This window comes from Pseudonocardia sp. D17, assembly GCF_036984265.1.
GTDB lineage: Bacteria > Actinomycetota > Actinomycetes > Mycobacteriales > Pseudonocardiaceae > Pseudonocardia > Pseudonocardia benzenivorans.
In genome coordinates this window covers 24810-36908 of the sequence record NZ_BPRG01000079.1, presented here as the reverse complement: position 1 = coordinate 36908, position 12099 = coordinate 24810, and the positions used below count along the sequence as shown (strand labels likewise).

Sequence of the window (12099 nt, the reverse complement as noted above, 5' to 3'; positions counted from 1 at the left end):
GCCAGATCACCACCGGCCAGGATCCCAACCACCGCAACAGCGGCAATCCCACCCTGACACTGACTCGACCGTAGGCCGGTGACGGTTCGTCGACCGGCGAAATGACGTCTCCATTTTCGAACTTGACGTCGAGGTCAGATATCAATAGCGTCGAGCCGCCCCCCAGTCGAGCGGAGGACGACGCGGATGTCGATCTCGGACCAGTCGATCTCGGAGCCCGCCGTGGCACTGCCTGCGGCCTCCTACTGGCCCGCCACCACGGACGTCGATCTCGATGTGACGACGGTCGGCGCGCTGCTGCGCCGCGTCGCCACCGAGGTGCCCGACCGGATCGGGCTGGTCGACGGGCCGGCCGACCGCGCGCAGCGCCGTCGCTGGACCTACGCCGAGATGCTCGACGCGGCCGAGTCTGTCGCCGCCGCGCTGCTGGCCCGCTTCCGGCCCGGGGAGCGCGTCGCGGTCTGGGAGTCCAACCGCGCCGAGTGGGTGCTGCTGCAGATGGGCGCTGCGCTCGCGGGCATCGTCGTCGTCACGATCAATCCGCAGTACCGCACCGAGGAGCTGCGCTACGCGCTGGGCCAGTCCGGCAGCGTCGGGATCGTGCACGGCACCGAGCACCGCGGGGTGTCGATGACCGGCATCGTCGAGAGCGTCCGCGACGAGCTGCCCGACCTGCGCGAGACGATCTGCTTCGCCGACTGGGACGCGTTCGTCGCGAGCGGCGATCGTTCGACGCCGCTGCCCGACGTCTCGCCCGACGACCCGAACCTGATCATCTACACCTCCGGGACGACGGGATTCGCCAAGGGCGCCCTGCTGCACAACCTCGGCGTCGTCAACGCCTCGCGGCTCTCCGCCGAGCGTGCCGGCTTCCGCGACGGCGACGCCTGGATCAACCCGATCCCCCTGTTCCACACCGGTGGCGGGGTGCTCGCGAGCATCGGCACGCTGGCCCGGCGCGGCGTGCACGTCGTGGTCCCGCAGTTCGACCCGGCACTGGTGCTGGAGCTGATGGAGACCGAGCGGGGCGCGCTGATCCTCACCGTGCCGACGATCCTGCTCGGTCTGCTCGACCATCCCGACCGGCCGGCGCGGGACGTGTCGGCCCTGCGCACGGTCATGTGCGGCGGCGCGAAGGTCCCGGCCGACCTGGTGCGGCGCACCAAGTCCACCTGGGGCTGCGACTTCTCGATCCTGTTCGGGCAGGCCGAGATGCACGGCGTGCTGACCCAGACCTTCCCCACCGACTCCGACGACGACCAGGCCGAGACGCTCGGGCGGCCGATGCCGCACGTCGAGGTCAAGATCGCCGACCCCTCGGGCGCACCGGTCGCGGTCGGTGCCGAGGGCGAGATCTGCGCCCGCGGATACCAGAACATGATGGGCTACTGGAACATGCCCGACGCGACGGGCGCGACGATCGACGCCGACGGCTGGCTGCACAGCGGCGACGTCGGGACCATGGACGAGCGCGGGTACCTGCGGATCGCGGGACGGCTCAAGGACCTCGTGATCCGCGGCGGCGAGAACATCCATCCCCTCGAGGTCGAGGAGCTGCTGCTCGAGCACGAGAAGGTCGCCGAGGTCGCGATCATCGGGATCCCGGACCCGAAGTGGGGCGAGCAGGTCGGCGCGGTCGTCCAGTCGGCCGACCCGACCGACCCGCCCACCCCCGACGAGCTGTTCACGTTCTGCCGCAGCAGGTTGGCGCCGTTCAAGACGCCGAAGCTGTGGTACTTCGTCGACACCTTCCCGCGCACGCCCTCGGGGAAGATCCAGAAGTTCGTGCTCCGCGACCGGGTGGCGTCCGGCGAACTCCGTGAGTGGCAATAGTCGCCGGAGCGACTATCGCCACTCGCGAGCTTTCAGAACGTCGCGGCCCGCTCCGCCGGCATGAGGCAGGTCAGGTTCGTGTCGGCGCACAGAATCTGCGGCATCACGGGCGGTTGCCCCACATGTCGGCGTTCTTCGCTGCCTGCGCCACCAGGTCCGGCACGACCTCGCCCAGTTCCTCGGCGTCCCAGCGGGCGCCCTTGTCGGCCGACGGTCCGGCGCTCCAGCCCTCGGCGACGCTGATCCGCCCGCCCCAGACGTTGAACACCCGGCCGGTGATCCCGGCCGACTGAGTCGAGCCGAGCCAGACGACGAGCGGGGCCACGTTCTCGGGTGCCATCTCGTCGAAGTCGGAGCCGGGCCCGGTGACCCCGTCGAGCACCGCGAGGTTCTCGGTCATCCGGGTGCGCGCACCGGGCGCGATCGCGTTGACGGTGACGCCGTAGCGCTGCAGCTCGGTCGCGGCGATGACGGTCAGCGCGGCGATCCCGGCCTTGGCCGCGCCGTAGCCGGTCTGGCCGACGTTGCCGTAGAGCCCGGACGGCGACGACGTGCTGATCACGCGCGCGTCGACGGGGTCGCCGGCCTTCGACCGCTCCCGCCAGTGCCGGGCCGCCGCCCGCGTGCACGCGAAGACGCTGCGCAGGTGGACGCGCAGGACCTCGTCCCATTCCTCGTCGGCGGTGTTGACCAGCATCCGGTCGCGCAGGATGCCCGCGTTGTTGACGAGCACGTCCAGTCCGCCGAACTCGCGCAGCGCGGTCGCGACCGCGGCGTCGGCACCGTCGGTGGAGGCCGCGTCGGAATACGACGCGACAGCCGAGCCGCCCGCCGCGCGGATCTCGGCGACGACGGCGTCGGCGGGCTCGGGGGAGCCGCCCGTTCCGTCGACCTCCACACCCGGGTCGTTGACGACGACGCGCGCGCCCTGCCGGGCGAACTCCACCGCGTGCGCGCGGCCGATGCCGCGGCCCGCGCCGGTGACAAGAACGGTCCTGCCTGCGCAGAGGTCTCCCATGGCGTGCCTTCCGAGAGGGGGTGTCAGCGGGGCGACCCGTCGAGGTACTCGTCGAGCCGGGTGATCAGGCCTGTCTCGTCGACGCGGCCCACGACGCAGACCGCGTACTCCGCGGTCGTCGTGCCGGCGGCGTCGTGGAACCGGACGGTGTGCTGCTCGCAGAAACCGTCGGGTGCGACGAGCCGCCGCACGTCGGCGTAGGAGAACCCGCCGGTGCGCCGCAGCTTTCCGGTGTAGCGGATGACCTGTTCGACGTCGCGTTCGCCGCCGTCGACGTTCTGCCAGAACACCGCGCCCTCGGCGACCGCGGCACGCATGCCGTCCCAGTCGCCGGCCGCGGCAGCGGTGAAGAACGTGTCTGCGGCGCGCGGCGGCCGGTTCGGACGTCGTGGTCACGAGCGGACGCTAACCGAACTTGACGTCGAAATCAATTAGTGCGTAGCCTCCGGCCCGTGGAGGACCACTCGTGACCGCGACGATCCGTGAGGAGATCCGGGCCGAGCTCGTCGCCTCCGTTCTCGAGGTCAGCGCGACCGCGGGCGTGCGCGTCGCCGGCGGGCAGGCCATCGTGCTCCTCGAGTCGATGAAGATGGAGATACCGGTGGTGAGCGAGACCGGGGGCACTGTCGTGTCGGTCGCCGTCGCGGTGGGCGACGTCGTGCAGAGCGGTGACCTCATCGCGGTCGTCGACGCCGGCGAGCCCGAGGAGAGCTCTCGATGAGCTACCGCACGATCCGCTACGAGACCGTCGACCGGGTCGGCTGGCTGACCCTCGCCCGCCCCGAGGCGCTGAACGCCTACACGACCGTCATGTGCGACGAGATCGTCGACGTGCTGACCGGCTACCAGGCCGACGACGACACCCGCGTGCTGGTGATCACCGGCGAGGGCCGGGCGTTCTGCGCGGGCGGCGACGTCCGCAACACCGACGAGGTCGAGGAGGCGCACCGCCGCCAGCTGGGCCACGCCATGGTGATGCGCGAGGGGATGCACCGCGTCGGGCGCCTGCTGCACGGCCTCGACAAGCCGACGATCGCGATGGTCAACGGCGTCGCCGTCGCGGGCGGGCTCACCCTCGCGCTGCTGTGCGACCTGCGCGTGGCCGGGGCGAGCGCCCGGCTCGGCGACACGAGCGGGCGCGTCGGGCTGCTGCCCGACGAGGGCGGTGCGTGGCTGTTCCCGCGCGCCATGGGCATGGAGGCCGCGCTGCGGATGACCCTGCTCGGTGAGATCTACGACGCCGAACGTGCCCGCGAGCTGGGCCTGGTCGGTGAGGTCGTGCCCGACGAGACGCTGCGCGAGCACACCGCCGCGCTCGCCGCGGCGCTGGCGGCCAGGGCGCCGCTGGCCGTGCGGGTCGCGAAGAAGCTGATGCTGCGGGCGGCGGGCACGTCGTTCGACCACGCGCTGGGGGACGCCGAGTTCGCCGTCGACGTCGTCAACGGCAGCGCCGACGTCGCCGAGGGCGTGGCGGCGTTCGTCGAGAAGCGGCGGCCGCGCTTCGAGGGCCGGTGACCCGGGTCTTCGCGACGGCCGACGAGCTCGTCGCCGCGGTGGGCCGTGACCTCGGTGCCGGCGGTTGGATCCGGATCGACCCCGACCGCGTCCGGACGTTCGCCCGCGTCACCGGCGACCGTGCCTGGGACGGCGGCGTTCCCGGCACGCTCGTCCTCTCCTACGCCGCCGCGTCGCTCACCGAGCTCTTCGCGGTCCCCGGCGCGTCGACGGGTGTCAACTACGGCCTCGACGACGTCCGGTTCGGCGACCCGGTTCCCGTCGGCACGCGGGTGCGGCTGCACGCCCGGATCGACGACGCCACGCCCGGACGCGCAGGCGCGGTCCAGGTCGCGGTGGCCGTCGCCGTCGAGCGCGCCGACACCACCGAGCTCGCCTGCGGCGCGCGGTTGTTGGCGCGCTTCCACCTCGACCCGACGACGCAGGAGGCAGCGCGGTGAACGAGGAGCCCGCAGAGGTCGCGGCCGTCCGGCCGGGCGAGGAGCTCGACTGGGCCGCGCTGGAGCGCTACCTGCGCGGGAACGTCGAGGGGCTGGCGGGGCCGTTCGCGGTCGAGCAGTTCCCCAACGGTTCGGCCAACCTGACCTACCGGGTCACGGTCGGCGAGAGGCGGCTGGTCGTCCGGCGGCCGCCCTTCGGCGAGATCGCACCGGGCGCGCACGACATGCGCCGGGAGCACACGACGCTCGCGTCGTTGTGGCGGGCGTTCCCGCGGGCGCCACGCGCGCTGGCGTTCTGCGACGACCACGCCGTCATCGGCTCGGACTTCCTCGTCGTCGAGTACCGACCGGGTGTCGTCGTGTGGGGGGCGGTGCCGTCGTCGATGGCGGACCAGCCCGACGCAGCCCGGCGGATCGGGTTCGCGGTCGTCGACGCACTGGCCGACCTGCATCTCGTCGATCCGGCGGCGTGCGGCCTCGACGGCCTCGGCAAGCCCGACGGCTTCCTGGAGCGCCAGGTCGCCGGGTGGCGACGACGATGGGAACGCGTCGGTGGCGACGCGGGCGCGCTCGCCGGCCGCATCGACGGCATCGGCGAGCACCTGACGTCGACGATGCCGACCTCGTCGCGGACCGCGGTCCTGCACAACGACTTCAAGGTCGACAACTGCCAGTTCGCGGCGGGTGAGCCCGACACGGTCGTGTCCGTCTTCGACTGGGACATGGCGACGCTGGGCGACCCGATGGTCGATCTCGGCATCCTGCTCAACTACTGGCCCGACCCGTCGGACCGGCCGGACGCCCGCGCGGTCACCCCACCCGGTCTGGAGACGATCGGACTCCCGACGCGCCGCGAGATCGTCGACCGCTACGCCGAGCGCACAGGTCACGACGTCGGCGACAGCGCCTGGTACGAGGCCTTCGCCGCGTGGAAGACGATCGTCGTGCTCCAGCAGCTGCACAGCCGCTGGTTGCGCGGGGAGAGCACCGACCCGCGGATGGCAGAGCGCGGCGAGCTGATCCCCCCACTGGTCCGCCGCGCGACGTCGATCCTCGCGGGAGCCGCCGGCTGAGGTGGGCCGCGAGGATCCGCCGTGCCGGACCCGCACCGGGACCGGGGCAGATCGCGGTGTTCGCGTCCGTCGTGCCGATCCGGCCTCGGCGGGCGTAACGCCCCGCTGATCCGGCGCGAACGACGGAGGTCGTCTCCCCACCGACCTCACCTGGAGCGGTCATGTCCGTCGATCCCGGTCAACAGGCCGTCCCCCCGGGCGGGCCGCCGACCACGGTGCCGATCCCGGGGCAGGCCCCTCCGGTGTGGTTCGGCGGTGCTCCCACTCCACCACCGATGCAGCTGCCGATGCCGCCGCAGATGGCCCCGCCCCCGGCACCGAGAAGGAGCCGCGCGTGGCTGCCGTTCCTCGTCATCGGCGTCGTCCTCGCCGCGATCGCGGCCACGATCGTCGTCGTGACGACCGCCGGGGGCCCGGCCGCGGGCGGACCGGACGCGCCGCGCGCGTCGTCGGCCACGGTGCCGAACGTCGTCGGCATGCGCGCCGACCAGGCGGTCGCGGCGCTGAACTCCGCCGGGTTCCGCAACGTCTCGACGTCGTTCACGGGCGAGCTGTGGCAGCGGACCGTGCTGCTGCAGAACCCCGCCGCGCTGACGACCGCGCCGCGCGACACCTCGATCGCACTGTCCGTGAGCGTCCCCGCGCCCACCCGCGCGCCGGTGACGACGACGGTCAAGCCCCCACCCGCTCCGGCGAAGGCGATCACCGCGCGGGAGTGGGCACTGATCGCGCGGAGCCCGGACGCGCACAGCGGCGAGTCCGTCGTCGTCTACGGGCAGGTCACCCAGTTCGACTCGGCCACCGGGCCGACGGGGTTCCGGGCGAACGTCGACGGGGTGGCGCACAAGGTCAGCTACGGGTACGCGGACTACGACACGAACACGGTCCTGACCGCGGACACGGCGGCGACGCTGGGCGACCTGGTGAACAAGGACCTGTTCAGGGCCGAGGTGACCGTGCTCGGGTCCTACACCTACGAGACGACGATGGGCGGGTCGATGACGGTGCCGAAGCTGGCGGTCCAGAAGATCACGGTGACGGGTCAGGCGAAGTAGCGGGACGCCGGGCAGCGTCCGGGCACGCCGGCGGGGCGGGTGCGCGGGCGGGCTGCCGGGGGGCCGTCGGCGGTCAGGGCGTCGGGATGCCCAGCGCGTTGGCCCACAACAGGCTCAGCTGCTGGGCGGCCCGGTCGAGCTCGAAGTCCTCGTCGCGCAGGCACCAGCGGTAGGCGAAGTTGCTGATCATCCCGGTCAGCGCGGTGGCGGCGTAGCGGGCGTCGATCGCGGGGGAGACCTCACCCGCGGCCTGCATCCGCTCGATCGCGCGCACCACCCGGGCGACGGCCCGGTCGGAGGCCTGGCTGCGCAGCTCGGCGACCTCGGGGTTCAGCGTCGCCGCCTGCTCCCAGACGACCATGATCCCGCGGTTGTCGTAGTAGGCCGTGAGGTACTCGGTGTTGGCGCGCAGGATCCGCGCGTAGGCGTCGTCGCTCGCCGCGCTCTCCCCGCGGCCGCTGACGCGCAGGTCCTCCTCGAGTTCCTCGATGAGCGCGAGGAAGATCTCGTCCTTGGACTTGAAGTAGGTGTAGAAGCTGCCGTGCGCGGCGCCGGCCTGGTCGGCGATGTCGGTGATCCGGGCGGCGGTGAACCCGTCGCGGGCGAACACGATGCGGGCGGCGTCCAACAGCGCCTGGCGGCTGCGACGGCCGCGGGCCGTCGCAGGCACCGCTCTCCTGGCAGGCGGCGCTCCGGCATCGGCCGCCGCGGTCTCGGCCGTCTCGGTCATTGGCTGGCACCTCTCCCCCGACGTCGGCCGTTGCGGGGCGTGTGGCCCCGCACGGGCCGCGTGATCGTATCTCCGGCCCCCGTCGACGGGCGGGCTGCGCGGCTGCCACCGATATTGACTTCGACGTCGAGTTCATGCAAGGTCGGATTCGTCGGAGTTGGCTCGAGGACATGGCTCGGCGGAAGAGGTTCGGCATGGAGCAGGTCGCCATCACCGGGGTCGGGATCGTCTCTCCGCTCGGTCAGAGCGCGGACGACTTCACCGCCGCGATGCAGGCCGGACGCGTCCGGATCGTGCAGGCCCCGTGGTCCGATCCGGACTCGGGCCGCTACGCCTGGATCTCGACGATCCCCGACTTCGACCCGACGGCCTGGATGGACGACCGCGTCGTCGACGGCACCGACGTCTTCGCCCAGTACGCCATCGCGGCGGCGGCGCAGGCCGTCGCCGACCACGGTGCCGAGCTCGACCCGCTCCGGACCGGCGTCGTCCTCGGGACGACGATGTCGGGGGTCCAGTCGCTCGCCGAGGCCCAGCGTGCGCTCGATCTCGAGGGGCCGCAGGCCATCCATCGCAAGCTCAACATCAAGGCCTGGCCCAACATGGCCGCGGGCCAGCTCGCGCTGCGGTGGAAGCTGCACGGCCCGCTGCTGACGGTGTCGTCGGCCTGCGCGTCGGCCAACGACGCGATCGGCACCGCCGCGCAGATGATCGAGGCGGGCCGGGCCGACGTCATGATCGCCGGCGGCACCGAGCACGGCCTGTGCGAGATCCTCTACCACGCCCAGACGTCGTACGGGATGTCGCAGGGCACCCCCGATCCGGCGATGGCGATGCTCCCGTTCGACCGGCGGCGCACCGGCATCGTCGAGGGCGAGGGTGCCGCGGTGCTCGTGCTGGAACGGCTCGACCGGGCCGTCGCGCGGGGAGCCCACATCCACGGGATGGTCCGGGGCTACGCCTCGCTCTCCGACGGTCATCACCCGTCCTCGCCCGACCCGAGCGGGCGCTGGGAGGCCGAGGCCATCCGCCGGGCCCACTCCGACGCGGGGATCGGGTCAGACGCGGTCGACGCGATCGTCGCCCACGCCACCAGCACCCCGAAGGGCGACACGGTCGAGATCACCGCGATCAACGAGGTGTTCGGCGACCGCGGCGACTCGCTGCTCGTGACGTCGATCAAGGGCAGTGTCGGGCACACCGGGGCCGCCTCGGCGGCGATGGGCGTCCTGGTCGGGCTCCAGGCGATGGAGGTCGGGGCCCTGCCGCCGGTGGGCGGGACGGCCGAGGTCGAGGACGGCCCGCTGTTCCGGGTCGTCGTCGGCGAGCCCGCGAAGGCCGACATCGGGATCGTCCAGGTGAACGCGTTCGGTTTCGGCGGCCAGAACAGCTCGCTCGTCGTCAGCCGCGACTGAGCGCAGCCCTGTTGTGACCCCGGGCGACGTCACCGCAGGCCGGGGCGGTCCGGCGTGGGCGTGGGCGGTGCGGCCCCGCGGCATAACTCGGACTTGACGTCGACTTCAACATCTGTTTGCATCCTCCCAGCGTGAACCGCATCGACGCCCGGGTCGTGACACCGACCGACCGGAATCGCATGCGGGACCCCCTCGGACGAAGGAGTCTGCAATGCGTCCCACCCGTGTCGCCGCGGTCGGCGTCACCCTGGCCGGGGCCCTGGTCCTGTCCGCCTGCGGCGGCAGCGACGGAGGGTCGGCGAGCGGGGGCGACTGCGTCGTCAAGCTCGGTTCGGTCTTCAGTACCACCGGTGCCGCGGCCGCGTTCGGAATCGACGGCCAGAACTCGATCGACATGGCGGTCAAGGACATCAACGCCCGGGGCTTCACCGTCGCCGGCAAGAAGTGCACCTTCGAGCTGAAGTCCGCCGACATGGCGAGCAACCCCGACAACATGGCGCGCAACGCGCAGGACCTCATCACGGGCTTCGGCGCGCACTACCTGATCGGCGGCGACATGTCGCCCGCGATCCCCCCGATGGTCACCGCCGCCGAGCGCACCGGGAACGTCATGGCGCTGTCCGTGACCACGTCGATGCAGAACTACGTCAAGCCCGACAAGCCGTTCTTCAAGCTCTCGGCCTCCGACGACAAGATGGTCAACAACGGGTACATCCCGGCCGTCACCAAGGCGCTGCCCGACATCAAGCGCATCGCGATGCTGATGAACAACGACGACACCGGCCGCACCCTCGCCGACTCCTACGTCCCGGCGTTCGCGCAGAACGGTGTCGAGGTCACGCAGAAGATCTTCTTCGACCCGGCCTCGACCGACTTCGCCGCCGTCGTCAACCAGATCCCGCGGGGCAGTGTCGACGGCCTGTTCATCGGCTACAACGGCGACGGCCGCGCCGCCGCGATCATGGACGCGGCGCTCGACGCCGGCCTGACCAAGAACTTCATCACCCGCGGCATCTCGGCCCTGCCGGGGCAGCAGCGCGCGGACAAGATCGACAACTACGCGTGGCTCGTCCTGGGTGCCGACCCCGCCTTCCCCAGCACCGACAAGGTGAAGGACTTCATCGACCGCTACGCCGCCGAGTACAAGGTCGACCCGGCGAAGGTGACCTGGTTCCCGTTCACGCACTACGACTACATCGCGATGCTCGCCCAGGCCATGGAGAAGGCCGGCACGACCGACGACGTCGACAAGGTCGCCGCGGCCCTGCGCGGAGCGTCCTACGACGGCGTCGTCCAGGTGTCGTTCGACCCCACGGGCGCCAACACCAGCCCGATGGGCGCCGGGATCCTCTCGCCGACCGGCGGCAAGGTCGTCACGTTCGGCATCAGCTGACCCGTTCGATCCAGCAGGAACGCAGCAGCTGTCGGCATCGCAGCACCTGTCGCAACGCAGCACCTGTCGCAACGCAGCCCGGAGGAGCAGCACATGCAGTACTCGGTGGCCGACATGCTGGGCATGAGCGCCCGGTCCCGGCCCGACGCCCTCGCCGCGACGGTGCTCGCGACGCCGACGACCCCGGAACGGTCGTGGACGTTCGCGCAGGTGTGGCAGCGCGTCGCCGATCTGGCGGCGGCGCTGTCGGGGACGCCGGCGGGGCGCAACGGCCGCATGGTCGCGACGCTGCTGCCCAACGGGCTCGACGCGCTGCTGATCTACCCCGCGGCCATGGTCGCCGGGGTCGCGTCGGTGCCCGTCAACACCCGGCTGGCCCTGCCGGAGATCGCGCACATCGTGTCCGACTCCGGCGCGACGGTCCTGGTCGCCGCGGGGTCCCTGCTGGACACGGCCCGCGAGGTCGCCGCGCTCGTCGAGCACGACGTCGCGGTCCTCGACCTCGACGCCGTCGACGGCGACGCGCCGCTGCCCGACCCCACCGGTGACCCGGCGGTCGGGCAGCGGGTGGCCGCGGTGTTCTACACCTCCGGCACCACCGGGCTGCCCAAGGGCGCCACGATGACCAACGACACCTGGCTGGTCAACTGCTTCCGGTGGGGCTGGCAGCTGCGGCTCGGCCCGGACGACACGATGCTCGTGCCGGGACCGCTGTTCCACATGTCGTACTGCAGCTTCGCGCTGTGCTGCTGGATGATCGGCGGCCGGGTACGGATCATGCCCGCCTTCGACGCCGCCGTCGCGTGCGACGAGTTCGCCGAACGCTCCACCGCGGCGTTCCTCGTCCCGTCGATGACCACGATGATCTCCGAGGAGTGGCAGCGTCGCGGCCGCACGGCGCTGCCCGCCATGAAGCGGATGATGACAGCGGGTGCCGCCGTCTCTCCGGTCCTGCTGAAGCAGGCCTACGAGATCTTCCCGAACGTCGAGATCTCGGAGACCTACGGCTGGACCGAGGGCGGTTTCGCGACGTTCGAGCTCAAGTCGCCCGAGACCGTGCTCGACGGCACGGTCGGCTACCCGACCGTCGGCTGCGAGATCCTCGTCGTCGACGACCAGGACCGGCCCTGCGCCCCGGGCGAGCGCGGCGAAATCCTGCTGCGGACCCTGGCCTGCTCCTCGGGCTACCTCAACCTCCCGGAGGCGACGGCCGCCTCGTGGACCGGCGACCTCATCCGCTCCGGCGACATCGGCGTCATGGACCCCGACGGCAGGCTGCGGATCGTCGACCGGAAGAACGGGATGATCATCACCGGCGGCGAGAACGTCTACGCCGCCGAGGTGGAGCAGGTCGTCGCGCAGCACCCCGGCGTGCTCGAGACCGTCGTGCTCGGCGCGCCGCACGAGAAGTGGGGCGAGCAGATCGTCGCGGTCGTCGTGGCGAAGCCGGGGGAGACCGTCGAGCAGGACGAGCTTCGGGCCTTCTGCCGCGACAGGCTCGCGGACTACAAGATTCCCCGGGTCGTCATGGCCTGGCCGGAGGCGCTGCCGCGCAACTCGATGGGCAAGCTGCAGCGGTTCGTCGTCGAGCAGGCCGTGCGCGACACCGCGGTCCCGGCGGGCTGAG

General features: G+C 71.9%; 11 protein-coding genes and 1 pseudogene. 9 read left to right on the top strand and 3 right to left on the bottom strand.

Annotated features, from left to right (window positions below; all coding sequences use genetic code 11):
• The first annotated feature begins 186 nt into the window (after positions 1 to 186).
• The gene (locus tag PSD17_RS14475; RefSeq protein WP_339122945.1) at positions 187 to 1833 is read left to right on the top strand and encodes an AMP-binding protein; all 1647 of its coding nucleotides are present in this window, start codon (positions 187 to 189) and stop codon (positions 1831 to 1833) included.
• Between the two features lie 103 nt (positions 1834 to 1936).
• On the opposite strand, the gene PSD17_RS14470 is transcribed toward PSD17_RS14475, so the two are convergent.
• The gene (locus PSD17_RS14470) at positions 1937 to 2851 is read right to left on the bottom strand and encodes an SDR family oxidoreductase (RefSeq protein ID WP_013672705.1); all 915 of its coding nucleotides are present in this window, start codon (positions 2849 to 2851) and stop codon (positions 1937 to 1939) included.
• A gap of 23 nt (positions 2852 to 2874) precedes the next feature.
• Positions 2875 to 3195, bottom strand: a pseudogene (locus PSD17_RS14465) (hypothetical protein); the annotation flags it as partial.
• 122 nt (positions 3196 to 3317) lie between these two features.
• Here PSD17_RS14465 and PSD17_RS14460 point away from each other — a divergent pair.
• From PSD17_RS14460 to PSD17_RS14440, 5 genes are all read left to right on the top strand, one after another.
• The gene (locus PSD17_RS14460; protein ID WP_199796496.1) at positions 3318 to 3572 is read left to right on the top strand and encodes a biotin/lipoyl-binding carrier protein; all 255 of its coding nucleotides are present in this window, start codon (positions 3318 to 3320) and stop codon (positions 3570 to 3572) included.
• A complete protein-coding gene (locus PSD17_RS14455; protein WP_339122944.1) occupies positions 3569 to 4366 on the top strand; it encodes an enoyl-CoA hydratase/isomerase family protein in 798 nt (265 codons plus the stop codon). The genes PSD17_RS14460 and PSD17_RS14455 overlap by 4 nt, the downstream gene beginning before the upstream one ends.
• On the top strand, positions 4363 to 4806 hold the full coding sequence (locus PSD17_RS14450) for a MaoC family dehydratase (RefSeq protein WP_339122943.1): 444 nt from the start codon (positions 4363 to 4365) through the stop codon (positions 4804 to 4806). The genes PSD17_RS14455 and PSD17_RS14450 overlap by 4 nt, the downstream gene beginning before the upstream one ends.
• The gene (locus PSD17_RS14445) at positions 4803 to 5879 is read left to right on the top strand and encodes a phosphotransferase family protein (RefSeq protein WP_339122942.1); all 1077 of its coding nucleotides are present in this window, start codon (positions 4803 to 4805) and stop codon (positions 5877 to 5879) included. Before PSD17_RS14450 ends, PSD17_RS14445 begins: the two co-directional genes overlap by 4 nt.
• Positions 5880 to 6154: 275 nt before the next feature.
• Entirely contained in the window at positions 6155 to 6934 is a 780-nt protein-coding gene (locus PSD17_RS14440) for a PASTA domain-containing protein (protein ID WP_339122941.1), read from the top strand.
• Between the two features lie 73 nt (positions 6935 to 7007).
• On the opposite strand, the gene PSD17_RS14435 is transcribed toward PSD17_RS14440, so the two are convergent.
• The gene (locus PSD17_RS14435; protein ID WP_013672712.1) at positions 7008 to 7664 is read right to left on the bottom strand and encodes a TetR/AcrR family transcriptional regulator; all 657 of its coding nucleotides are present in this window, start codon (positions 7662 to 7664) and stop codon (positions 7008 to 7010) included.
• A gap of 194 nt (positions 7665 to 7858) precedes the next feature.
• Here PSD17_RS14435 and PSD17_RS14430 point away from each other — a divergent pair, with 194 nt between their 5' ends.
• The 3 genes from PSD17_RS14430 to PSD17_RS14420 all read left to right on the top strand — a co-directional run bounded on the left by PSD17_RS14430 (position 7859) and on the right by PSD17_RS14420 (position 12098).
• A complete protein-coding gene (locus tag PSD17_RS14430; protein WP_339122940.1) occupies positions 7859 to 9079 on the top strand; it encodes a beta-ketoacyl-[acyl-carrier-protein] synthase family protein in 1221 nt (406 codons plus the stop codon).
• Positions 9080 to 9290: 211 nt separating this feature from the next.
• On the top strand, positions 9291 to 10472 hold the full coding sequence (locus tag PSD17_RS14425; protein WP_103380649.1) for an ABC transporter substrate-binding protein: 1182 nt from the start codon (positions 9291 to 9293) through the stop codon (positions 10470 to 10472).
• 93 nt (positions 10473 to 10565) lie between these two features.
• Complete coding sequence (locus PSD17_RS14420) at positions 10566 to 12098, top strand: class I adenylate-forming enzyme family protein (RefSeq protein WP_339122939.1); 1533 nt, start codon at positions 10566 to 10568, stop codon at positions 12096 to 12098.
• Position 12099 lies beyond the last annotated feature (1 nt).

Excerpts from the sequence above, each read along its gene's own strand:
- PSD17_RS14475 (WP_339122945.1), top strand. The coding sequence starts at position 187 with ATGTCGATCTCGGACCAGTCGATCTCGGAGCCCGCCGTGGCACTGCCT.
- PSD17_RS14470 (WP_013672705.1), bottom strand. The coding sequence starts at position 2,851 with ATGGGAGACCTCTGCGCAGGCAGGACCGTTCTTGTCACCGGCGCGGGC.
- PSD17_RS14455 (WP_339122944.1), top strand. The coding sequence starts at position 3,569 with ATGAGCTACCGCACGATCCGCTACGAGACCGTCGACCGGGTCGGCTGG.
- PSD17_RS14440 (WP_339122941.1), top strand. The coding sequence starts at position 6,155 with ATGCAGCTGCCGATGCCGCCGCAGATGGCCCCGCCCCCGGCACCGAGA.
- PSD17_RS14435 (WP_013672712.1), bottom strand. The coding sequence starts at position 7,664 with ATGACCGAGACGGCCGAGACCGCGGCGGCCGATGCCGGAGCGCCGCCT.
- PSD17_RS14430 (WP_339122940.1), top strand. The coding sequence starts at position 7,859 with ATGGAGCAGGTCGCCATCACCGGGGTCGGGATCGTCTCTCCGCTCGGT.
- PSD17_RS14425 (WP_103380649.1), top strand. The coding sequence starts at position 9,291 with ATGCGTCCCACCCGTGTCGCCGCGGTCGGCGTCACCCTGGCCGGGGCC.
- PSD17_RS14420 (WP_339122939.1), top strand. The coding sequence starts at position 10,566 with ATGCAGTACTCGGTGGCCGACATGCTGGGCATGAGCGCCCGGTCCCGG.